Source organism: Ruegeria sp. HKCCA6837 (genome assembly GCF_013034475.1).
Classification (GTDB): Bacteria; Pseudomonadota; Alphaproteobacteria; order Rhodobacterales; family Rhodobacteraceae; genus Ruegeria.
On the sequence record NZ_WQGD01000019.1, the window covers coordinates 1 to 22,222 of the forward strand.

At 60.4% G+C, this 22,222-nt stretch carries 19 protein-coding genes; 13 read left to right on the forward strand and 6 right to left on the reverse strand.

Features of this window, described 5'->3' with window-relative positions:
• Positions 1-481: oligosaccharide flippase family protein (locus tag GOV91_RS19520; protein ID WP_171236666.1), on the reverse strand; the 481-nt coding region annotated here is incomplete at its 3' end.
• Positions 482-1,012: 531 nt separating this feature from the next.
• Between GOV91_RS19520 and GOV91_RS19525 the strand changes: the two genes are divergently transcribed.
• The 6 genes from GOV91_RS19525 to GOV91_RS19550 are packed head-to-tail and all read left to right on the forward strand — an operon-like array spanning position 1,013 to position 7,638.
• Positions 1,013-1,930, forward strand: coding sequence for a glycosyltransferase family 2 protein (locus tag GOV91_RS19525; RefSeq protein WP_171236667.1), 918 nt, complete (start codon positions 1,013-1,015; stop codon positions 1,928-1,930).
• A 13-nt stretch (positions 1,931-1,943) separates the two neighbouring features.
• Complete coding sequence (locus GOV91_RS19530) at positions 1,944-2,906, forward strand: lysylphosphatidylglycerol synthase transmembrane domain-containing protein (RefSeq protein ID WP_171236668.1); 963 nt, start codon at positions 1,944-1,946, stop codon at positions 2,904-2,906.
• Positions 2,903-4,339 carry an FAD-dependent oxidoreductase gene (locus GOV91_RS19535; RefSeq protein ID WP_171236669.1) on the forward strand — a complete coding sequence of 479 codons (1,437 nt, stop codon included), beginning with the start codon at positions 2,903-2,905 and terminating at the stop codon, positions 4,337-4,339. The genes GOV91_RS19530 and GOV91_RS19535 overlap by 4 nt, the downstream gene beginning before the upstream one ends.
• Positions 4,340-4,341: 2 nt before the next feature.
• A complete protein-coding gene (locus GOV91_RS19540) occupies positions 4,342-5,085 on the forward strand; it encodes a polysaccharide deacetylase family protein (RefSeq protein WP_171236670.1) in 744 nt (247 codons plus the stop codon).
• Positions 5,086-5,118: 33 nt separating this feature from the next.
• Complete coding sequence (locus tag GOV91_RS19545) at positions 5,119-6,090, forward strand: NAD(P)-dependent oxidoreductase (RefSeq protein ID WP_171236671.1); 972 nt, start codon at positions 5,119-5,121, stop codon at positions 6,088-6,090.
• A gap of 18 nt (positions 6,091-6,108) precedes the next feature.
• The gene (locus GOV91_RS19550) at positions 6,109-7,638 is read left to right on the forward strand and encodes a GMC oxidoreductase (RefSeq protein ID WP_171236672.1); all 1,530 of its coding nucleotides are present in this window, start codon (positions 6,109-6,111) and stop codon (positions 7,636-7,638) included.
• Between the two features lie 8 nt (positions 7,639-7,646).
• Here the strand turns inward: GOV91_RS19550 and GOV91_RS19555 are convergent, their stop codons facing one another.
• A complete protein-coding gene (locus tag GOV91_RS19555) occupies positions 7,647-8,906 on the reverse strand; it encodes a glycosyltransferase family 4 protein (RefSeq protein ID WP_171236673.1) in 1,260 nt (419 codons plus the stop codon).
• A 180-nt stretch (positions 8,907-9,086) separates the two neighbouring features.
• Here GOV91_RS19555 and GOV91_RS19560 point away from each other — a divergent pair, with 180 nt between their 5' ends.
• Positions 9,087-10,289: a glycosyltransferase family 4 protein gene (locus GOV91_RS19560; RefSeq protein ID WP_171236674.1), complete on the forward strand. Its 1,203-nt coding sequence runs from the start codon at positions 9,087-9,089 to the stop codon at positions 10,287-10,289.
• Positions 10,290-10,296: 7 nt separating this feature from the next.
• On the opposite strand, the gene GOV91_RS19565 is transcribed toward GOV91_RS19560, so the two are convergent.
• Both GOV91_RS19565 and GOV91_RS19570 read right to left on the reverse strand, forming a co-directional pair.
• Positions 10,297-11,217 carry a glycosyltransferase family 2 protein gene (locus tag GOV91_RS19565; protein ID WP_171236675.1) on the reverse strand — a complete coding sequence of 307 codons (921 nt, stop codon included), beginning with the start codon at positions 11,215-11,217 and terminating at the stop codon, positions 10,297-10,299.
• Positions 11,214-12,269, reverse strand: coding sequence for a Gfo/Idh/MocA family protein (locus GOV91_RS19570; protein WP_171236676.1), 1,056 nt, complete (start codon positions 12,267-12,269; stop codon positions 11,214-11,216). The genes GOV91_RS19565 and GOV91_RS19570 overlap by 4 nt, the downstream gene beginning before the upstream one ends.
• A 161-nt stretch (positions 12,270-12,430) precedes the next feature.
• Here GOV91_RS19570 and GOV91_RS19575 point away from each other — a divergent pair, with 161 nt between their 5' ends.
• The 4 genes from GOV91_RS19575 to GOV91_RS19590 all read left to right on the forward strand — a co-directional run bounded on the left by GOV91_RS19575 (position 12,431) and on the right by GOV91_RS19590 (position 16,923).
• Entirely contained in the window at positions 12,431-13,531 is a 1,101-nt protein-coding gene (locus GOV91_RS19575) for an NAD-dependent epimerase/dehydratase family protein (RefSeq protein WP_171236677.1), read from the forward strand.
• A gap of 29 nt (positions 13,532-13,560) precedes the next feature.
• Positions 13,561-14,736 carry a glycosyltransferase family 1 protein gene (locus GOV91_RS19580; RefSeq protein WP_171236678.1) on the forward strand — a complete coding sequence of 392 codons (1,176 nt, stop codon included), beginning with the start codon at positions 13,561-13,563 and terminating at the stop codon, positions 14,734-14,736.
• A 219-nt stretch (positions 14,737-14,955) separates the two neighbouring features.
• Entirely contained in the window at positions 14,956-16,326 is a 1,371-nt protein-coding gene (locus GOV91_RS19585; RefSeq protein ID WP_171236679.1) for a nucleotide sugar dehydrogenase, read from the forward strand.
• 384 nt (positions 16,327-16,710) lie between these two features.
• The gene (locus GOV91_RS19590) at positions 16,711-16,923 is read left to right on the forward strand and encodes a hypothetical protein (protein ID WP_171236680.1); all 213 of its coding nucleotides are present in this window, start codon (positions 16,711-16,713) and stop codon (positions 16,921-16,923) included.
• Positions 16,924-16,926: 3 nt separating this feature from the next.
• Here GOV91_RS19590 and GOV91_RS19595 read toward each other — a convergent pair whose 3' ends face one another.
• Positions 16,927-17,934, reverse strand: a complete 1,008-nt coding sequence (locus GOV91_RS19595) for a replication initiator protein A (protein ID WP_171236681.1) — start codon at positions 17,932-17,934, stop codon at positions 16,927-16,929.
• A 401-nt stretch (positions 17,935-18,335) separates the two neighbouring features.
• Between GOV91_RS19595 and GOV91_RS19600 the strand changes: the two genes are divergently transcribed.
• Together GOV91_RS19600 and GOV91_RS19605 are read left to right on the forward strand one after the other, a co-directional pair.
• The gene (locus GOV91_RS19600) at positions 18,336-19,748 is read left to right on the forward strand and encodes an AAA family ATPase (protein WP_254440723.1); all 1,413 of its coding nucleotides are present in this window, start codon (positions 18,336-18,338) and stop codon (positions 19,746-19,748) included.
• A 77-nt stretch (positions 19,749-19,825) separates the two neighbouring features.
• Complete coding sequence (locus GOV91_RS19605) at positions 19,826-20,848, forward strand: ParB N-terminal domain-containing protein (RefSeq protein WP_171236683.1); 1,023 nt, start codon at positions 19,826-19,828, stop codon at positions 20,846-20,848.
• Positions 20,849-20,870: 22 nt separating this feature from the next.
• Here the strand turns inward: GOV91_RS19605 and GOV91_RS19610 are convergent, their stop codons facing one another.
• The gene (locus tag GOV91_RS19610; protein ID WP_171236684.1) at positions 20,871-21,926 is read right to left on the reverse strand and encodes a tyrosine-type recombinase/integrase; all 1,056 of its coding nucleotides are present in this window, start codon (positions 21,924-21,926) and stop codon (positions 20,871-20,873) included.
• Positions 21,927-22,222: the final 296 nt, after the last annotated feature.

Below are 22,222 nucleotides of genomic sequence, written 5' to 3' on the forward strand. Positions count from 1 at the left end.
CGATGCCGACGATGCCGCCGACGACGGCACCGGCAATGGCCCGCAGGGCCAGCACGCGAAACTTCATTTCACGCCGCAGGATTGCCACGGGAACGGCGGTCAGCGCGATCATCATGACCGTGGGCGACAGCCCGACCAGCAGATCCTGCACCACGTCTTCGCCGTAAAACCGTGCAACCGGACCTGCGGCCAGAAACAGCACGGTCATCAGAATTCCGCCCAGCAGCGCCAGAATCCAGAACACCGAATCCAACCGGTCCGGGGACAGTTCATCATGGGTCAGCAGGATGTCCGAGATCGACTCGCGCACCAGGAATTCCGAAAACAGAACAAAGGCCGCGGCCATCGCCAGCAAGCCAAAAGCCTCGGCCCCAAGTAACCGCGCAAGAATGGCGATGATGATGAAATTGAAGGCCTGCTCGGCCCAAACGCCGACGGACATCCAGGCAACGCCGCTGGCGAAACGCTGCCCCAGAGACATCACGACCCTTCCTGATCTTTAGTTTTTGGCTGCTGCTGTCTACCAGCCTTCATTCTCGGACCCTTTCGGACAAACGTCGCAGGCATTTGGCGTATCCTGCCAATGTCCCAATATCTCACCAACACGTCGCCGCGCTGCAAATCTGAATTTTTCAGCCATTTTGAAATCAAACCAGCCCTTTAGCCCCTATAAGGGCGAATTCGGAAACATTCGCGGCGCCATGACCATAGCCCAAAATGGCCGAACATATTGGAAAACCTGCCAATACGCTGGCGCGCGCTCAAGGAAGCCGTTGAAACCCTCATCCCCTTTCTGGAAAATCGGCAGGAATTGCAAACTGTAGGCGCTGTACAATAGCTGACGCCAGAAAGATCGAATTTGGTCAAAATTATTGTCTATATTCAGCATGCCTGTGTTTGAATACTATTGGCAGCAGAGGAAATTGCGCCCGTCGCGCTCTGAATATCACATGTGCCATGCGGGCCAGGCCGGGCAGAATAATTATTAAGTACGTAAAGGGTTTCCATTTTCATGAACAAGGTTGCCGAGCAGATCACCCCGGACAACACCACAACCGGTGCGCCGGACACCTCAGGCATGAGCCTGAGCGTGGTCATCCCTGCCTATAACGAAGAAAACGCCGTGCGCCACACGGTCGAGGATGTGCGCACCCACCTTGAACCGCTGGGCATCCCCTACGAGATCATCGTGGTGGACGATGCCAGCCAGGATAATACCCGCGCCGAGGCCGAAGCCAGCGGAGCCACCGTCACCTTCAACGATGTGAATTCAGGCTACGGTGCCAGCCTCAAGCGTGGCGTGCGGATGGCGCAGTATGAGTATGTCGCCATTCTAGACGCCGACAGCACTTATCCCGCACGCTACCTGCCCTGCATGCTGGCTATGTGCCGCGATCAGGACATGGTGGTCGGCGACCGGGGGGCGGCGATGAAAAACGTGCCGCTGCTGCGCAGACCGGCCAAGAAATTCCTGTTCGCCTTTGCGTCGTTCCTGGCCGAGCGCAAGATCAACGATCTGAACTCGGGCCTGCGCGTGTTCCGCAAATCCGAGCTGATCCCATTTCTGCCGCTGCTGCCGCAGAACTTCTCGTTCACCACCACGATCACGCTGTGCATGACCTCGAATGGCAAGCGGATGATCTATACGCCGATCGAATATGGCAAACGGGTGGGCAAGTCGAAAATCCGGCCGATTGATTTCCTGAACTTCATCATCCTGATCCTGCGCATCAGCACGCTGTTCAATCCGCTGCGGGTGTTCATCCCGCTGGGTCTGGCGTTTTTCACATTGGGCACAGTGAAATTCATTATCGACATGTTCTACTGGAACCTCAGTGAAACGGCGGTGTTCTCGTTCCTGGCGGCGATCATGATCTGGTCGCTGGGGCTGATCGCCGACATGATCTCGCGGCTGCATCTGAGACCCTGACAGGAGCGGCGGTATGCTTTCCGATCAAAGTCAACGGCGCTGGCTGATCCGGGTTGCCGGATCGGTCGTGGTGCTGGCGATCCTGTTCTGGATTCTGCCTGCTGATGCAATCGTGGCCGCGCTGAAGGCAATCCCGATCTGGGTATTTCTATGCGTGCTGGTCCTGTTCCTGCTGGCCCATGTCGCGGCGGCGCTGAAATGGTGGCTGCTTCTGGGGCGCGGATTTGCGGCTCCGCTGGCCATCCGGGCGCATTTTGGCGGATTGGCGGCCAATCTGTGCCTGCCCGGAGCAATCGGAGGTGACACGGTACGCGCCGGCCTGGCGCAAGCGGCAATGAAGGACGGCGCGCGGGTTGTTGCGGGCGCAACCGTGGATCGGCTGATCGACATGGTGGCCCTGCTGACACTCTCTTGTCTGGGGCTGATCCTGACATGGGAAAGCGCTGCGGGCGGGCATATGATCTGGCCTGTAGCTCTGGTCTTGCTGGCGGCGCTGGTGGGCATGGTCGCTTTGCCGCGCCTGCTGCCCCTTCCCTGGCGCTATGTGCCGTCCCTGCCCGGCAAAGGCTTTGCCCATCGTCTGTCCGAGGCGCTGGCCGGGATGGGGCGCAAGCCCGGAACGCTGGCTGTAGCTTTCATCGCATCTGTGCTGATTCAGCTGTTGCTGATCCTGCTGGCCTGGTGGCTGGCCATTGCGGCGGGGGTCGATGTGGCGGCGGGCCCATGGATATTCGCCTGGCCACTGGCCAAGATCATTGCCGTGCTGCCGGTATCCCTGAACGGGCTCGGCCTGCGCGAGGCGACGCTGGCCGGTTTTCTGGCCCCCTTTGGTGCCAGCGCCGCCGCGGTCGTGGCCGCCGGGCTGGTCTGGCAAGTTATTTTGTTCACGGCGGGCGGGTTAGGCGCGCTGGTTCTGACCATGTCCGGGATGCGGTTCAGCACCCCGGCAAGTTCCCAGAAGGAAGAGTGCAAGTGACGGATGTTTCCCGACCCAATGGCGACAAGCCTGAAATCATCATCCTCGGCGCCGGACCGGCTGGTCTGGCCGCTGCCCATGCTCTGACCGGGCAGGCCAAAGTCACCGTGATCGAACGTGCGCCTGTCGCGGGGGGCAATTCGGCCTCGTTCCCGGTCGAAGGTGTGATCTGCGACTATGGCTCGCACCGGTTTCATCCGGCGGCCGAGCCCGAGGTTCTGGCCGATGTAAAAGCCCTGCTGGGGGACGACTTGCTGCTGCGCCCCCGCCATGGGCGCATCCGGCTGGGCGGCAAATGGATTCACTTTCCGCTGAAACTGACCGATGCGCTGTTACGCCTGCCCAAACCCTTTGCCGCGTCGCTGATCGGGGACATGGCGCTGAAGCCCTTCCGCAAAAAAAGCGAAGGCCCCGAAACGTTCTCGACCGTGCTCTATGACGGGCTGGGACCGACGATTTCGGACAATTTCTATTTCCCTTACGTACGCAAGCTTTGGGGTCTGGATCCGGACAAGCTGGCGGTGAAACTGGCAGAACGGCGGGTGGGCAGCGGCTCGGTCGGCAAGATCCTGATGAAGATGCTGCGCCTGCTGCCGGGACTGCGCAGCGAGACGGCGGGTCGGTTCTTTTATCCGCGCAAGGGGTTCGGACAAATCTCGGACGCGATGCGGAACAGTGCGGAAAGCAACGGGGCCAGCTTCCTGTTCAACACCGAGATCACCGCCATCGAGCGGGACGGCAATCGCATCACCGGATTGACGATCCGCGACGAAGACGGCGAGCGGCGCATGACCGGCGATCTGATCCTGTCGACCATCCCGCTGACCGGGCTGACGCGCCTGATTGGCGATGCTCCGGCTAAGGTGGTCGAAGCCGCCCGCGCGATCCGGTTCCGCGGCATGATCCTGCTGTACCTGGTGCTTGAGACCGACCAGTTCACCGAGTTCGATGCGCATTACTTCCCCGAACTGTCGATCCCGATCAGCCGCATGTCAGAGCCCAAGAACTATAACGCCAGTGGCGAGCCGAAGGGCGTCACCGTTCTGTGTGCCGAGTTGCCCTGCGACCCGGATGAAAAATGGTGGTCCATGTCCGACGAGGAACTGGGGCAGGAATTCACCAAATGGCTGGGCCAGCTGGGCTTGCCCGTCACGGTACCGGTGCGCCGCTGCGAAACCCGACGGCTGAGCCATGCCTATCCGGTTTACGATGTGGGTTATGAAGAGCGGTTTGATACGGTGGATCAATGGTTCTCAGATATGGACGGATTGCTCGTATTTGGACGGCAGGGCCTTTTTGCGCACGATAATACGCACCACGCTTTTGCCATGGCTTATGGTGCGGCGGATTGCATTGACGGCAAGGGCTATGTCGACCGCGCGAAATGGAACAAATACCGCGAGGTCTTTGCCACCCATGTGGTGGAAGACTGACCATGCCCGCCTGGCAGGCCGATATCCTGATGTATCATTCGATCTCGGATGCGCCGGGGCCGACCTCGATTGCGCCGGATATCTTTGCCGCACAGATGCAGGCGCTGGCCGCATCCGGCCTGCCGGTGGTGACCCCGGATGCGCTGCCCAACCCGCCTGCCCTCCGTGTGGTCATCATCAGTTTCGATGACGGGTTCCAGGATTTCGCCGATACCGCCTGGCCGATCCTGCGCGATCATGGCTTCTGCCCGATCGTCTATCTGCCCTCGGGCCTGATGGGCGGCACCGACAGCTGGGCCGGGGGCAATATCCCGCCCCGCCCGCTGATGGGGTGGGATCGGGTTCAGGCGCTGGCCGCCGAAGGGGTCTGTTTTGGCGCGCATAGTGTCAATCACCCGGATCTTTCCGCACTGGACCCCGAGACGCTGGAGGAAGAGGTCGCAGGCTCGGGTCAGGACGTTGCCGCGCGGCTGGGCCAGCCCATCCGGCATTTCGCACCGCCTTACGGCGCATCGAACCCGGATGTGCGCGCCCGGATCGCGCAGCATTACGACAGTTCGGTCGGCACCAGGCTGGGCGTGGCCGGGCCCGGGGATGACATCCACGATCTGCCCCGGCTCGAGATGTTCTATTTCAACAACCTTGCCCGCTGGCAGGCGCATCTGGCCGGGTACGGTGGCCCCTATCTTGCGGCTCGCAAGATGATGCGCGGGGTTCGCGCGATGGTGCGGGGAAAATCGTGGTAAAAGTGGTTCTTACATAGTGACTGGTACACACACATGCATATTCTGATTACCGGCGGTGCCGGGTTCATAGGGTCCCATCTGACGGAACGGCTGATCGCCGAGGGGCATCGGGTCACGATCCTTGATGACCTGTCAACCGGGTTGATGTCCAACCTCGCCACCGTGGCCGACCACCCGGAGTTCACCTTTGTCAAAGGCAGCATCCTTGACCGCCAGCTGGTCGCCGAACTGGTCGACCCGGCGGATGTGGTATTTCATCTGGCCGCCGCTGTCGGCGTCAAGCTGATCATGGACGAACCCAGCCGGTCGATCCTGACTAATGTGGCCGGGACCGAGAATGTGCTGGATGCGGCGCTGGTGAACAAGACGCATACCTTCATCGCCTCCAGTTCCGAGGTCTATGGCAAAAGCACCAATTTCCCGTTTCAGGAAGAGGGCGATCTGACCATCGGCGCCACCCGCAACCTGCGCTGGTCCTATGCCTGCGCCAAGACGCTGGACGAGTTTCTGGCGCTGGCCCATGCGCGGGAATCCAACCTGCCGGTCACGGTTCTGCGCTTTTTCAACACCACCGGCCCGCGCCAGACAGGGCGCTATGGCATGGTGCTGCCAAACTTCGTGAAATCTGCGCTGGAGGGCACGCCCCTGATGGTGCACGGCACCGGTGAGCAATCGCGCTGTTTCGGCCATGTCGCCGATGTGGTCGAGGCCATGTGCCGGCTGATGACCCTCTCCGAGGCACGCGGCGATGTCTTCAATGTCGGCACCGATCAGGAGGTCACGATCCGCGCCCTGGCCGAGCAGGTCATCCGCACCACCAGGTCTAGTTCAGAGATCCAATGCGTGCCGTATGACACCGTCTATCCCGAAGGGTTCGAGGATATGCAGCGCCGCCTGCCCGATGTCTCGAAACTGCAGCGCGTGACCGGGTTCCGCCCGATGCGATCGCTGCAGCAGATCATCGACGACATTGTCGCCGAGATGAAACGCCCGGTTTCCGCGTGACCGGTCCGGTTCTGACTCGTGACTGATCTGGTCATCGGATCGGGGCCGGCGGGTGTGTCCGTGGCCGTGGCCCTTCTGGCCCGGGGCCGTCAGGTTCTGATGCTGGACGGCGGCGGCAGGCTAGAGGCCCCGGCGCTGGACCACAGCAAAAGGCTGGCTGCCTCGGGCCCTGACAATTGGACTGCCGGTGATGTCCAGAGCTGGCAGGCGCCGCAATTCGACACGCCCCCCGGGCAGGTGCGCCGCTTCGGGTCGGATTTCGCCATGGTTCCGGGGGCCGAGACGCTGGTGTGCCCCGACCGGATCGGACTGCGCGCCTCGCACGCGGTGGGCGGGCTGTCCAACCTCTGGGGCTCGGCGGTTCTGCCCAACCGCGCCGAGGACATCGCCGACTGGCCGATTGGAATTGACGATCTGGTCCCGCATTACCGCGCCGTCGCCGAATTTCTCCCCATAAGCGGGCGGCAGGATGCATTGCAGACCCTGTTCCCCGCCCTGTCGATGCAGGGCCGGGTGCCACTGCCCCCCTCCCCACAGGCGCAGCAAATGTTGCAACGTTGGGACAGCCAGAAATCCAGCCTGTCAGACTTGGGTGCCCATGTCGGACTGGCGCGTCTGGCCGTTGACCCCGGATGCCAATATTGCGGCCAGTGTCTGCATGGATGCCCTTGGGGCTATATCTATTCCGCCCAGAAAACGCTGGCTGAATTGCGCCATAACCCGGGTTTTCAATACCGCACAGGTCTGGCCCGCCGGTTCGAGGAACACCCCGACCATGTCACCGTAACGCTGGAGGATGGCGAGGCCTTGCAAGCCAGTCGCCTTTTTGTGGCCACCGGGGTTCTGGAAACGGCGCGGCTGTTTTTGACGTCGTCACCGGACCCCGCAGCCCGCTTGCAACTACAGGACAGCCAGCATTTCTTTCTGCCCAGCCTGCACCGCTGGCGCGCAACGCGCCGCCCGGACCACAGGCCCTACCACACCCTGCCGCAGATTTTTGTCGAGCTGGACGCCCCCGAGATCTCTCCGCATCTGATCCATGCGCAGGTCTATACCTGGAACGAATTCTACGCCCATGACCTGATCAACAGCTATGGCACCAAACTGCCCGGGTCGGGGCCCCTGTGGCGGATGCTGGCGCGGCGGTTGGTCGTGGCGCAGGCGTTTCTGCATTCGGCCCATTCCGCCCGGATCGATCTGACGCTGGCCACTGACAGACGGCTGGTCCCAGCCGTACAGGCCAATGACGCAACCGAAAGGGTCATGGGGCAGGCGACGTCCCGATTGGCGCAGGTCCTGAAACGCGCCGGGCTCATACCGCTGGCTTTTGCCCGCCGCCCGGGCGAGGTGGGATCCAGCTTTCACGTCGGCGGCTCGGTCCCCATGGCCAAATCCCCCGGTGCAGGGCAATCTGATATCCTGGGACGGCCCAAAGGGTTGTCACGGGTGCATCTTGTCGATGCTTCAAACCTGCCCAGCATTCCGGCCACAACCATCACCTTCTCGGTCATGGCCAACGCCCATCGGATTGGCATGCTCGTCCCCTGACACCTTTGTCAGGTGTAAAAGGCTTCCCGAGCGCCGCTTTCGAATGCTCCGGCCTCGAGCGCCTGAGCCAGCGTGCGATTGCCGTTGCCATGCGCCGCGCGGGCCAATGCGGCCCCGTAAGCCTGAAGCACCGAGGTCTCATGCCAGATATCCAGAAAAGCCTTGCGCGCCGAAGCTCCCTGCCCCGTGCGCCGGTCCGACTGGTGCTGTAGATCGCGCATCGCAGTAATCAGATCATCTTCGGTTTCAAACAGCGATCCGCCCCCTGCTCGTTCCACGATCTCGGGGAATGGGCCTAGGCGACGGGCGATGACCGGTGTGCCCAGCCGGAAGCTTTCAATCAGGATGATGCCGAAAGTTTCATAACAAACCGACGGCACGATCAGCCCGATGGCACCGCGGTAGTAGGCGTTGAGCTCTTCCAGTGTTTTGCGGCCAAGGAATTTGACCCGGTCATTGCCTGCGGCTTGGCTTTTCAGCGCATCCGCATAATCGCCATCGCCGAGAACCAGCAGATCGGCATCCGGGTAACGCTCAAAGGCCGGGAACACGTCCTGCAGCCCTTTGATCTGTTCCAGCCGCCCAACAAACAGAAAATAGGGGCGGTCATGCGCTGCCGGTTCCGGCAGGGCGTTCTGGTCGAGATCGGGCAGGAAATAGGGCAGCACCTGCATGTCCTGACGCAGGCCGAATTCGCGGTGTTTGGCACGGCTGAATTCGCTTTTAGCGATGATCAGATCCATGTGATCCAGCGCCCGGTCCAGTGCGCCGGTATAGCGCCACAGCTGCGGCGGGCGTTTGTAGTTCAGCACGCAGCGCAGGCATTGGCGCTCGTCGCACAGCTCGCGCCCATGCCGCCACAGAACATGGGTCGGACAGACCAGCCAGTGCTCATGCGCCTCGTAGACTTTCAGCCCCTCGCCCATCGGCAACAGACCGGGGCCGCCGATCAGCGAGGTGTTGTTGTGCCAGATGATGTCCGGCTGCCGCTCGTCCAGGATCTGGCGGATGCGGGCGGCGTGTATGACGGGCCGGCCAAGCTGTTGGGTCAGCAGGTTCGACAACATGCCATTGCGGCTGCGCAACCCGATCCGCCGTACCCCGTCGGGGTCGCCTTCGGGCTGGGGTTGGCCACCAAGGATCAGATAGCTGTCTTCGTCATGCACCACGGTCACGTCATGCCCGCGCGCCACCAGCGCCCGGGCCATGCGTTGAATCCCGACAGCGTCACCGCCAAAGGAATAGGGTGGGTAAAATGTGGTGAACATTAAAATGCGCAAAGACTGCATGCGAATTGTACCGGATTACCAATGACTTTCCGGTATGAAACACGATCGTCGGCGCAAGCAAAAGTCCCAAGCCGCGCTGACCTTCGGTTCGCCCCCGGTGTTGCGGACATGCTGCACATACATACGGGCTGCTATGGGTCGTGAGCACAGCATGTGCAAATGCGACGCGCATGCTATGATCGGGAAATAATTCAGAAAATTGGCCCGAACCCGCTTCAGATGCAGACCGATCCCCCCTTAGACCCTCTTCATGTCGTCGAAATGGGCACCCAGTTCGGCTTAGGCGGCATCACCCGGCATATTCTTGGGCTGAGCGATTGGCTGCAGGCACACAATCACCGCGTCACGCTGGCAGGCTCAGCCGATATCTGGGCGGGGCCTGACCAACAGCCGGATTTTCTGGACCTGCCTACCCGTTATGTCTCGGGCGATGGGGGCAGCATCATCAACCGGCTGCGCCATACGGCCAGCGCGGCCTGGCGGTTGCGGCGCTGGTTGGCGGGCAATCCGGTCGATCTGATTCATTGCCATGAATCCGCCCCTGCGTTGGTTGCCAATTTGGCCCGCACCGGGCGGCGTATTCCGGTGGCGGTCACCTATCACGGATCGGAACCCGAACGGATCGCCGCATTCGGCCGGATTGCCGCCAAATGCGATCTGGTGATCACGCCCAGCCATCGATCCGCCGAAGATCTGGCTTCAATCGGCAATGTGCCACGGGACAAGCTGAAGGTGATCGGTCTGGGCGTATCCCCTCCGCCCGAGGACAGCGCAGAGGATATCGCCCAACTGCGGAGCGAATTGCTGGGGGATGGCGACCGGCTGATCGTCACGCTGGCCCGCCTGCTGCCGCAGAAAGGGATCGACATCCTGATCGACTGCGTCGCGCGGATGAAAGAGACACATCCCGGCTATCGCTTCGTCGTCGCCGGTGATGGGCCGGATGAGGTGCAATTACACGCTTTGGCACAGCAAAATGGGCTTGGGAAGCACCTGCATTTCATTGGCCGCACCGATAAGCCGATCCGGCTGTTGCGCGCGGCGGACATGTTCCTGCTGACCTCGCGGTGGGAGGCCCTGCCCTTCACCATCGCCGAGGCGTTTCAGGCCGGAACACCCGCTGTGGCCACCGCTTGTTCCGGCGTGGTGGAACTGATTGATGACAGCGTTGGTGCGGTGGTGCCCATCGGCGATATCGATGCGATCTGCGCAGCCGTGGCGGATGTCCTGTCAGACGAAGGACGCCGCCAAACCTTGGCCGGGAACGCCCTGAAACGCAGCCGCGAGGACCGGTTCGACCCAGATTGGGTGCATCGTCAATTCGAAAAGACTTACTACGATCTGGCGGGCCGCCAAAGGTGACAGCCGATCAGGGGCGCTTGGTGATGTAACCCCAGACCTCGCCCAGGGTCCACGCCGTGGACAGCAACATGACATAAGGCAACGCCTTGAGGTACCGCATCCCCCGCCCCTTGCTTGCCTGCAACTTATAGTGACGCACCCAGAGCAGTGGCGGGATCAGCGGACCAGCCAGGATCAGCATCAGACGCTTCGCGTTGCTTTGATTGCGCACCCGGATCTCGCCAAACAGGCGACCCCAATCGAACCGTTCAGGCAGCAATTCCCGAAAGGTTGCCTTGGGCCGATGGTGATGCACGACCACCTCATTCGACAGCCACAACTCCTCGCCCTGTTCGATCAAGTGCCAATGCACGATCGGTTCATGATAGCGGTCTTTCCACAGGTGCTGCGTTTCATCCAGCGCCTTGCGGCTGTAGGTCAGGTTCACGTCCGAGACCCAATCCGCCGGGCCGGTCTCAAAAGGCCGCCCATAGCGGCCGAAATCGGTAACGTAGAAGGCCCAGTTCAGCGGGCTGACCGGCTCCATGCATTCAATCGCACCGCCGATCACGTTCTTGCCGGTTTCCGCATAAAGACGCACGATAGTGCGCGCCCAGTCGGATTGCGGCAGGCCTCGGTCTTCGAGAATACCGATGATGTCACCGGTCGCAGCAGCCAGCCCGGCCGAGCGACGGCGGTCATAAAGCTCGTGCTTGCCCGCCTCGGACGTGATCGGACGGATCGGGTCGATCACGCCAAGGTCCAGAAACCGCACCTCGGGATAGTCATCGGCATATTGCGCCACATCCGCGACGCTGGCGTCATAGGGAATGATCACATCCAGAGGCGGCGGATCATCGAAACTGCGCACCGCTTCAAGGAAATCACGCACATAGCCGCCGCCTTGCACGATGGTCAGAACAATGGAAAGGGTCGGATCGCTGCTCATTGGATTGTCATATCCCCAAGATTTTCCAGTTCTACCGGCTGGCCGCTGCGCTTGCTTTCCGGCACGGCGGCGGCAATCTCGACCGCACGCAGGCCAGCATGGCCATCAGCACAGTTCAAACCGGTTTCCCCACGGGTCAGCCGGATGAAATCGGCCAGTTCGTCGCCAAAAGACAGGATGGCGGTTGATTGCCAAGATTGCAGTTTCTCGCGCACCATGATCTCGAGGTAGAACTTGCGCACCTTTTTGGGTGCCCCACCCGGCTTGTCCATGGTGATCACAAGATTCTGCATCGGCGCATAGGACCCGCGCACCATACCGCGCGATCCATAGACCTCGATCACGCTTTGATAACCTTTCCAGTCGTTCCAGCAGGCCTGATAGATGGCCGGAATGCCATCGGGGTTCTTGAAGATCGCCACCGCGTTGTCCTCGGACCCCGGCACGTTCCAGACCGAGTTGGTAGCCACGCCGTAAACGCTGGTAATCTCGCCCAGAATGAATCGCGCCATGTCGGTCATGTGGATGCCCACATCCCACAGGGCACCACCGCCGGACAATTCGGCCTGATATTCCCAGTCATGGGTGAAATGGCCCAGCCCGTCATGGCCGCCATAGACGCGGACATGGTCAATCTCTCCGATCTCGCCCGATGCCGCGACCTCTTTGACATGCGCGAATGAGGGGTAGTAGCGCATGTTGAACCCGGCCCCCAAAGCCTTGCCCGCCTTTTTCGCCGCATCAACGATCCGCCTTGCGCCCTCGACCGTCGGGGCCAGCGGCTTTTCGGTCAGCACATGCAACCCTTCGTCAAAGGCGCGCAGGCACAACGGCTCGCGCACATGCGCCGGGGTCGAGATCACCACCGCATCCATTGGCGTGGCAAAGAACCGGTCGAGATCGGTAAAGGCCGGTGCCCCATCGGCCACAGCCACAGCCCGGTGAAATTCTAGATCCAGAACCGCCGCCAATTCAGCGTCAGGAGACTCAAGAATGTTCTGAACCCGCATCTGGCCGATCTTTCCGGCCGCCCCGATCACACCGATCTTCATTCAATTCCTCATTAATAATCGCGGGTGCGCAACTGGGCTACATCCGGCTTCTCTAACAACAATTTACCTTCAAGCGGAGTAGCATAGGCTCGACCTCCACGCTAGGTTTCTGAAAGGCAGCACTTGCCGACCAAAGCCGGATCGAAGAGGAACACGCGCTTGTGAAAGTCGCTGGATCGGAACACCTGAAGGAAAAATCAGTCTTTGTGACCGGTGCGACCGGATTCATAGGCAAGCGACTTGTCCCCGCCCTGCTGGACACTGGCACCAAAGTCACCGTCCTGCTGCGCAGTCGCCACGGCGCGCGCGCGCTTGAGACGATGGGGGTTCATGTGGTGACGGGTTCGCTTGGTGACAGGGGCGCGATGGAAACCGCCCTGCGTGATCAGGACGTGCTGTTTCATCTGGCCTATGATATGCGCGCGCCTGCGGCGGACAATCTTGCCTCATTTGACGCGCTCAGACAGGCCGCCGAGATCGCTGGGGTCGAACGGATCATCCATATCAGTTCGATCGTTGTCTATGACGGATGGCCGCAGGAGAACCTGACCGAGGACAGCCCGCTATCCCAGACCGGAGGTACGCCATATCAGCGGGCCAAAATGGCAATGGAACAGGCTCTGATGCACGGGAACTGCCCGGCGGCGATCCTGCAACCGACACTGGTTTATGGCCCCGGCAGTATGCTCTGGACCGACCGGCTGGCCGAATGGATGGCGGCGGGCGGCGTCGTGCTGCCGGACCCCGAAGGGCTGTGCAATGCGGTCTTCGTTGATGATCTGGTTCAGGCCATGCTGCGCGCCGCAGTGCTGGAGGGGTTGGGGCAAGAGCGGTTTATCATTTCAGGTGCACACCCGTTTTCATGGTCAGATTTACTAACTGGCTATGCCGATATCATCGGTCAGGGTACCGTTCGCCATGCTCCGTTCGCAGAGCTCGCGGCCCGGTTGCCGCCGGAAGAGCCCGGCGTGGTCCCCGATACGCCGCCGCTGGCCGCCCGGATCAGCGCCGCCGCGCGAGGCTGGATCGGTCGGGAGAGGTTCGAGAGGATGGTACAAATAGTGAAACGAGGGCTGCCGCAGCAGGGTGAGATTTATCCAGATCGCTATATGCTGGAGTTGTTCTCAACCAAGGGGCATTGCCGGATCGACCATGCACGAACCAGACTGGGCTATGCCCCAAAATATGACCTGGAGGCCGGATTGGCTGCCACCCGCAGCCACCTGCACGCCAGATACGGAAAACACTTTGTTTGTAAATAGTTATCACATGTTATCAGGGATAAAGACATTTGACCTATATCGCCATTGACGCCACACCTTGGGAAAACGAACGCGGCTTTGGCCGGTTCACCCGCAACCTCGTCACCGCGCTGGCGGCCCGCGATACCGGCTTTCGCTATACGCTGTTGTTCGATCAGGAGCCGACGCGTCCGGTACCCGACGGGGTCGATATCCGGATTGCCGGATCGGACAGGTCGATGTCCGAAGCCTCATCCGGGGCCTCGGCCCGCGGCGGGGCGGATCTAATGACCATGGCAAGGTCCGCGCAGCGGATGGAATGTGATCTGTTCTTCTATCCGGCGGTCTATTCCTATTTCCCGCAACTGACCCGGCGGCCCTCCGTCGTGTGTTTCCACGACACCATTCCCGAACGCTTTCCTGATCTCATCTTTCCCAAAAAGCTGAACTTCCGCCTGTGGCAGGCCAAATGCTGGCTGGCCAAGAAACAGGCCACGCGGATCATGACGATCTCGCAGGCGTCCGCCGATGATCTGGAACGCATCCTGCACATCCCCGCAGATCGCACCGACATCATCACCGAAGGGGCCGAGCCGATCTTTCGGCAAATCCACGACACGCAGCTTCTAGCGCAGACGCGCCAGACATATGGTATCCCTGCGGACGCCCCGTTTCTGGTCTATGTGGGCGGGTTCAACCGGCACAAGAACGTGCTGCGCCTGATCGAGGCGATGCCCGAAATCCTGACCCGTGTGCCCAATGCCCACCTGGCCATTGTCGGACGCACCACCGGCGCGCGGTTCTGGGACAATGTCGAAGACCTCAAGGCCAGCGCCACCACCGACGCTGCCCGATCCAAAAGCATCCTGTTCACCGGCGAGATCGACGACTCGGAACTGGCCGCCCTGCTCAATACATCCGATGCGCTGGTCTTCCCCTCGCTGTGGGAAGGGTTCGGCCTGCCCGCGCTCGAGGCGATGTCTTGCGGCACGCCGGTCCTGTCCTCGGATCGGGGCAGCCTTCCCGAGGTGGTCGGCAATGGCGGGCTGTATTTCGATCCCCTGTCCAGCCAGGCGCTGGCGGATCAGACCATCCGGCTGTTGACCGAACCGGGTCTGCGACAAGAGCTGTCGAAAAAGGCGTTGGCGCAGGCCACAGGCTTTAGCTGGGACAAGGGCGCGGAACTGGCCGAGGCGTCATTTCGACGGGCCCTATGCCCCAAATAATAAAATCACCCTCCGGTTTGGTTTTTCGAAATATCCGCAACAATACCAACCCGGCCTCGGAATTGAGCTCTTTCCGGAAACACGGTACTGCAGTCTGGAACTAGGCTGACAAATATCTTGGATTCGCCCCCTTTCCTCCTATCCGTGGAAAGGGTTAGAATTTCCGACGGCCAAACCGCGCATTGATTTCAGCCCGACTTTGTACGATCAGGATAGATTATGAACTACGAAACATCGCACCATCAGTCCCTCAAGCAACTTATCGCGGCGCGCGATGCGCGGGTTGCCGTGGTGGGGCTGGGTTATGTCGGCTTGCCGCTGGCGCTGACGGCTTATGATAAGGGGTTCGACACGACCGGCGTTGACCTCAACCCTGATCGGGTGGCGCGGATCAATCAGGGCGATCAGGTCATCTCGTACCTGGAACAGGACCGGATCGCGCAGGCGGTGGCCAGCGGCAAATTCCGTGCGACGCAGGACGCCGCAGCACTTGCCGGGGCCGATATCATCCTGATCTGCGTGCCGACCCCGCTGACCGACGCACAAGACCCGGACATGCGTTTTGTCGCGGCTGCCGCACAAACCATCGCACAGCATTTGCGCCCCGGTCAGATGGTAGTGCTGGAAAGCAGCGTCTGGCCCGGTGCCACAACGACACTGGTTCAGCCGATCCTCGAAGCGGGCGGTCTGCGGGCGGGTTCCGATTTCTTCCTGGCCTTCTCGCCCGAGCGCGAAGACCCCGGCAATGACAAGTTCGACACGCACAGCATTCCCAAGGTGGTCGGTGCCGACGATCCGCAATCGCGGCAACTGGTCGAGGATTTCTATCGCGCCATCGTCACCAGCGCCGTACCGGTGAGTTCGGCCGCCACAGCCGAGGCTGTGAAGCTGGTCGAAAACAGCTTTCGCACCGTCAATATTGCGCTGGTCAACGAGTTGAAGACCGCGCTTGAAGCAATGGACGTGGATGTCTGGGAAGTGATCGAAGCTGCGGCGACCAAGCCGTTTGGCTTCATGCCCTTCTATCCCGGTCCTGGAATTGGTGGGGCCTGCATCCCGGTGTCTCCGGCCTATCTGGCCTGGCGCGCCGCGGATGCAGGATCTGATACGCCGCTGATCAATCTGGCCCGCACCAGCAATGACGCGGTGCCCGAGATGTTGGCGGCACGAATGGCGGCAGAACTGGCCGCGCGCAACGGGTCCGCGCTGGCGGAAACCGGGCAGCCCCTGACCGGGCAGCGCATCTTGCTGATGGGCATCGCCTATAAGCGCGATGTCGAGGATACCCGCCGCAGCCCGGCGCTGGTGTTACTGGACGAGCTGGAGAAACTTGGGGCCGAGGTCGAGTATCACGACCCTTATTTCCCGTGCCTGCCCGAAGGCGGCGAATACCCGCAACTGGCGGGCCGGACCTCGCAGCCGCTGACGGCAGACAACCTGAAACGCTATGCCGCCGTGGCCGTGATCACCGATCACAGCGCGCCGGATTACGATCTGGTTGCACGTGAAGCGGCGCTGGTTTTTGATACGCGCAATGTCTTTGAAAAAGCGGGGATCAAGGTGACGGACGGGCGTTTGGTCAAAATGTGACCCTCCGGAGCCATCTATCAAACCTTTGATCCTTCAATGGCCAAAGCGCACGCGCGTCTGCCATTCCATCCAAATGATCGCGGATTGACAGTGCGGTGCCATAGGCGGACCTTTGCACATTTTCAGGGGTCCTCGGCGTTCTATATTGCTGTCACAAAAGTTTTAAGGGACTATCTTCTCAGACATATTCATGTCTCAATAAATTATAAGCAGTGTTGCGCGAGTAGTGGAGCAAAGCTCCATCAGGTAAAAATAACCAAATTTTAACCCTTAGTGGTCCAAAGTTTTGCCATGATTTCATCGCGGAATCATTTTGGGTATTTGCCCAATGGCATAGCTGCACCCGCTCGGGAACTAGCCAGACCAAGACCATAGCTGGAGGACTTGGAAAACATGATCGGAGTTATCGGAATAGCCATTCTTGTCGGCCTGTGCGCCGCTGGGGTTGCTTTGTTCTCCGGCGCATCCATTCTTGTGGCACTGGGCAGCTATATCCTCTTTGGATGGCTCTTCATCATTGCTGCCCTCATCGTTGTTGCCGCGGTTAATGCCGTGAAGGCACGCGGGCAAAAACAAAACCCCGCCTATTCCAGCTGACCCCTAGTCCCGTCCGGCGACCCGCTTGGCCACATAGCCCAGAAACGCCCGTTGCGCGTTCCTGATCTGTGGGCGGCCCGACGCGGCCCAATAGGCCAACCAATCCGCCTCCAGCGCATAGACATCGCGGCCCGGCGCCATCGCCCGGGCTTCTTCCAGCGCCTCTGAGGGCAAGATCGGCTTGTCCGGTCCCTCGACCACCTGACCGCGGCGGGTAAACCGGATCAGGTCACCAGGCTCTTCACTCATCTCATAATCGGGCAGATGATCGGCCGCGATCATGTCGCGGATCATCTTGCGGAACACCCGCCGGGGTGAGGCCGAGCCCGACTTCTTCAGCAGCACCTCGACCGAAATCCGCCATTCGGGCTGGCGGCCACAATGTTTGCGCGCCAGTTCATAGATCCGACGCTCAAGCGGTTTGCGCAGACGGAAATAGTCGCGGCTGAGGGTCAGAACCGACTTCGCCAGCACCGCCCGAAACAGCCAGTCCGACAGTTTCACGCTGACGCTGACCATCCGGCCCGCCCGGGTATGGCGGACGATCTCCCAGCTTTCGATCAGACCGAACCCAGTGGTCGTTTCTTTCTCACCGGTGACGATGTTGGTGGTGATCCTTGTACCGGCCAGCCGCTCGAACGCCTCGCGCAGACGCTTGTAACCGTCACCGCTGGTTTCGCGGTTGGTGGCCACCAGCAGATCATGCGCCTTCAGATGTAACACCCGGCTGACCGTCCGGCCCGCATTGATCGCCGCCATCAGCTGACTGATACAGAAGATCAGGATGTCCTTGTCGTGGATCGTTGCCAAACCACGCACCGACGGCGTCACCGTGATCTCGACCCCGTTATGTTCGTAATTCAGAATCCGCCGGTCCGGCCGGGTCGAGAGCGAAAACATCGGATGCTCCATCGACCCCATATCTGTCTTGGGCAGCGCATCGAAGATATCGCATACAAAAAAATCGCCCGTTGGATGCCGGTCAGGCAACAACGCCCCTGACCCGCTCATACTGCCCTGCCCATATGTCCTGCCCGAATCTTTGTTCGTGGTTTTATTGACGCTTACCGTAGAGTTATCCACAGGAAGCGTAAAGCCGCCGGAACGTGGGTTCAGAGTCACTGCAACGTGGGTTCAGAGTCACCCTATCGTGGGATCAGATTCACTAGTGAACTCAAAAATCTCAGAAATCTATTTTTTTTCTTATAGTTACAAGAACCAAAATTCGGCTGTAACTAATAGAATAACAGAATTTTAACTGGATATTTTTTTACCTCATTCTCAAAAGCAGCGTTTCAAAGGGATTTTACCCCTTATTTTTGCTTAGGAAATTCGGTTTTGTGCTCACAATGCTTCCACATGCTTCATTTTGTGGTATATTGCCCAAAACATAGCACATGGGCAGATTTTCAATGCGAGCAACACCGTCCGAAGGGCTTCCCCCCTATTTCAATATCGATCCTGATCTGGCCCATGCTGAGTTGGGCGAACCAACCGGAACCCATGAGTTCTCGCAGATTGCAGATGCCTGCGCCCGGGGGCGCGCAGATTTGGCGAACCGGGGTCTGGAAGACGACGGACAGAAAAAGCTGCGCCTGTTTTCAACCTGGGAAATCACAAAATATCTGATCCCTGTTGCCCCCGCCCATTTTCGACGGGTGTTAAAGAGCAACCCGGATTTACCACAGGGACAGTCCGAGACGGAAGGTGGCGCCAAGTGGTTCACCCTGGATGAGGTTCTGCGGCTACGCACACATTTTGCATCCGAAGGATCCAAAGCAAAAGAATACCGTCCCTACCGACCCAAAGGGTTGCCGGCCAAGATTGTCTCGGTGGCCAATTTCAAAGGCGGCGTGGGCAAGACCTCGACCTGCGCGCATCTGGCCATGTCCGCCGCATTGGACGGCTACAAGGTGCTGGTCATCGATCTGGACAGTCAGGGTTCGATGACGTCGATCTTCGGGGGCAAGGTCAGCGATGAATGGCAGACGGTATTTCCCCTGCTCGCCCGTCATTACGCCACCCATCTGCGCCGCGACAATCAGGGGCGGCTTGACCGGGGTGAAGCGCCGCATCCGATTGACGATACCTTGTCCGAGGCGCTGAAAACCCGCAGCAGCGATCTGATCCAGGCCACCCATTGGCCGAATATCGATCTGATCGGCGCTCAGCTAAACCTCTATTGGGCTGAATTCCAGATCCCGGTCTGGCGGATGCAGGGCCGCAGCTGGAAGCTGTGGGATGCACTGACCGACACGCTGGACGAGGATGGGGTGCTGGATGACTATGACATCATCTTCATCGATACCCCCCCTGCCCTGGGCTATCTGACGATCAACGGGCTGGCGGCTTCGGATATCCTTCTGGTGCCCATGGGGGCCTCGTTTCTGGAATTCGACTCCACCGGCCGGTTCTTCGACATGTTGCATTCGACGTTCCAGTCCATTGAGGATGGAGAGAACATGGCCGCTCGCGCGCTTGGACGGCCCGAGATGGCCTTTCAGTGGGACGCGGTGCGCACAATTATCACCCGCTATGACGGCAGCCAGCAGGCCGAGCTGGCCGGCTTGATGCAGGCCTATCTGGGCCGCACCCTGTCGCCGCACTGGCAGGGCTACACGGCGCTGATCGGCCAGGCCGGGGAACAGGTCAACGGCATCTACGAGGCGGATTACCGCGATTTCAACCGCGAGACCTATGTGCGCGGGCGAGAAACCTTTGATGCCACCTATGCTTCGTTCAAGAAGCTGTTGATTGGCGTCTGGCGGGGTGAAGAGCGGGCCCAGCAGGCCGAAGAGGCGGGAACACCGGAATTGTCGCTCTGAGTGCGATGTTTCGCGCGCGAAACACGTCTTCTATGACTCGAAACAGGGTCTGATCCGAGCAGGAAAAGGAAAAAGTGATGGCTAAACGCAAACGACTGACCCCAGCCCGGCCGGATTATCTGGAAGACAATCGCCCTGCCCCCGGGTTGAACCCCATGTCCCCCGCTGAGACACCCCGCGCCGCGCCGCCGGTTGCACAGGTGGCCGGGGCCACGGCTGCCCAGGCCGCTTTGGAAGAGCTGTCTGGAGAATTGCGTGCCGCCCGGGCCGAAGGTCGTTTGGTGCAGGACTTGCCGCTGGACGCCATCGAGGAAACCTATCTGGTGCGTGATCGGATGGCGGCTGATGACGTGGATATGGAGGCGCTGAAGGAAAGTCTGAAGGCACGCGGGCAGCAAACACCGATCGAGGTCGTGGAATTGACCGAAGGGCAGTATGGCCTGATCTCGGGTTGGCGGCGCATGACTGCGCTGCGGGCGCTGGTACAGGAGACGGGCGAGCCCCGCTTTGAAACCGTGCGCGCTTTCCTCAGACAGCCGCAGAGCGCCTCGGACGCGTATGTGGCCATGGTCGAGGAAAACGAAATCCGTGTCGGGCTTAGCTATTACGAGCGCGCCCGGATCGTGGCCCGTGCGGCTGAGCAGGGCGTTTACCCGGACGAGGCTGCTGCCCTGCGCGGTCTGTTCGCATCGGCCAGCCGGGCCAAACGATCGAAGATTGGTTCGTTCATCGCGATTTATCACGCGTTGGATGATCATCTACAGTTCCCTTCGGCCATTCCTGAACGATTGGGGCTGTCGATTGCCAAGGTCCTGAAGGACGATCCAAAGGCGGTATCTGCGCTTGTCAAAACGCTGGGTAAAGTCGGGGCCGAGACATCGGATGCAGAGTTGTCTGCCCTGACACAGGCAGTGAATAGCAGCAGCTCAGAACGCGGGAATTCATCTGTATCAGACTCTGATACATGCCCTAAAGAGACAATAGGAAACATTCAGCTGAAGCCGAACCGGAACGGAACGCAGATCATTCTTTCCGGTCGGGGAATGTCTGAAGCATTCCTGGCGGACCTGCGGGCTTGGTTACAATCCCGCGACAGCTAATGTTTCGCGCGCGAAACAGGTTTCACCCCAGCAGATCAGCCGTTGGATTTTCTGCGATATCGACGTCGTCGTAATATTTCTGCGCCTGCGCCATGGATCGGTGCAGGGACAGGCGCATGGCGGCCTGGATCGGGGCGCCGTCCAAAGCGGCCTGGGTCAGAAATCCCGAGCGTAGCCCGTGCGGCGAGGCAAACCCGTCGGGCAACCCGGCCAGCTTCAGCCTGTGTTTGACGATCTGCGCAATCGCGTCTGGCGACAGGCGGCGGCCTAGCACCCGGTCGGCTTTGGAGATTGGCCGGAAGAGGGGGCCGCCGTCGATCTGTCCCACTTCAATCCAATGCACCAAGGCTTGCGCGGCGCGGCCCTTCAGCACCAGTCGCGGGGTTTCGCCCTTGGCTGTGGTCTTGGTCTCCAGCAGAGAGAGCCAGACCACGCCGCTTTTTTCGAATTCTTTCAGTGACACATCTTCCCGCATCAGCCCGGTGATCTCGGATCGCCGCCGCCCACCGCTGGCCCAACCCAGCATCAGGATCCCCCGGTCGCGGCAATCCCGGCGGCTACCCTGACAGGTGGCCAGCAATTGCTCCAGCACATCGCGGGTGATCGGATGGGCAGATTTCGGGGCAGGGGGCCGTGCCGCAGCGCGGCGCGCCTTGGCGCGGGCCTGTTTCACCTGAGGCGCATCAAAGGGCGCTGACAGGTTCTTCATCCGGTGAAAGGCCAGCCAGGACGCAATGCGTCGGTCCAGCGTCGAGGGCGCCGGGCAGGTCAGCGATTTGCGCAGGCCCTGCGCTATGAGCGTTTCCGCAGCCTGACGCGCCGTGTCGTCCTCTGGCGCATCCTTCAAGTCGCGCGCGTGATCGAGAAGAAAGGCCAGCGCCGTGGCCTCAGATTCGGGCCAGTCCAGCGCTGCGCCAAACCGCGCCACTTTCCAGGCGGTGATGTAGAGCAGATCGCGTTCATAAGCCCGCAGCGTGTTGGCCGGCGTTCCGCGGACATAAAGGTCCGTCAACGCCTCCTGATCCGCCGCGGAGGGGGCAGGGGAAGGGCTGGGGAGATAGGGCGCAGGAGTGCTCATACACCCCATTCTGCGCGTAAATTCGCAGGAAATCAATCACTCATGATAAGTGATACTTATCGAGTAGGATAGTGAAAACCTCCGCGCGCCACTCTAGCGCGCAAAACAATAGGTTTGTGACCACCATTGGAGAAACCCGCCAAATATAAAAAGTAATTTGAGGGCCTCTTAGGGTCAAGAAGCCAAACGCAGCTGCCACGCGTTCAGTCGATGGTGGGGGGGCGTGACGATATGGTCGAGCAAGATCTAAATGCAGAAATCCGCACCAAGTTCGGGTAGCGTAAGCGACACAATCA

Bases quoted from the DNA above. Each gene is read 5' to 3' on its own strand.
- GOV91_RS19540 (WP_171236670.1), top strand. From the start codon at position 4,342: ATGCCCGCCTGGCAGGCCGATATCCTGATGTATCATTCGATCTCGGAT.
- GOV91_RS19600 (WP_254440723.1), top strand. From the start codon at position 18,336: ATGCGAGCAACACCGTCCGAAGGGCTTCCCCCCTATTTCAATATCGAT.
- GOV91_RS19565 (WP_171236675.1), bottom strand. From the start codon at position 11,217: ATGAGCAGCGATCCGACCCTTTCCATTGTTCTGACCATCGTGCAAGGC.
- GOV91_RS19570 (WP_171236676.1), bottom strand. From the start codon at position 12,269: ATGAAGATCGGTGTGATCGGGGCGGCCGGAAAGATCGGCCAGATGCGG.
- GOV91_RS19530 (WP_171236668.1), top strand. From the start codon at position 1,944: ATGCTTTCCGATCAAAGTCAACGGCGCTGGCTGATCCGGGTTGCCGGA.
- GOV91_RS19605 (WP_171236683.1), top strand. From the start codon at position 19,826: ATGGCTAAACGCAAACGACTGACCCCAGCCCGGCCGGATTATCTGGAA.
- GOV91_RS19560 (WP_171236674.1), top strand. From the start codon at position 9,087: ATGCGACGCGCATGCTATGATCGGGAAATAATTCAGAAAATTGGCCCG.
- GOV91_RS19555 (WP_171236673.1), bottom strand. From the start codon at position 8,906: ATGTTCACCACATTTTACCCACCCTATTCCTTTGGCGGTGACGCTGTC.
- GOV91_RS19525 (WP_171236667.1), top strand. From the start codon at position 1,013: ATGAACAAGGTTGCCGAGCAGATCACCCCGGACAACACCACAACCGGT.
- GOV91_RS19545 (WP_171236671.1), top strand. From the start codon at position 5,119: ATGCATATTCTGATTACCGGCGGTGCCGGGTTCATAGGGTCCCATCTG.
- GOV91_RS19585 (WP_171236679.1), top strand. From the start codon at position 14,956: ATGAACTACGAAACATCGCACCATCAGTCCCTCAAGCAACTTATCGCG.
- GOV91_RS19610 (WP_171236684.1), bottom strand. From the start codon at position 21,926: ATGAGCACTCCTGCGCCCTATCTCCCCAGCCCTTCCCCTGCCCCCTCC.
- GOV91_RS19595 (WP_171236681.1), bottom strand. From the start codon at position 17,934: ATGAGCGGGTCAGGGGCGTTGTTGCCTGACCGGCATCCAACGGGCGAT.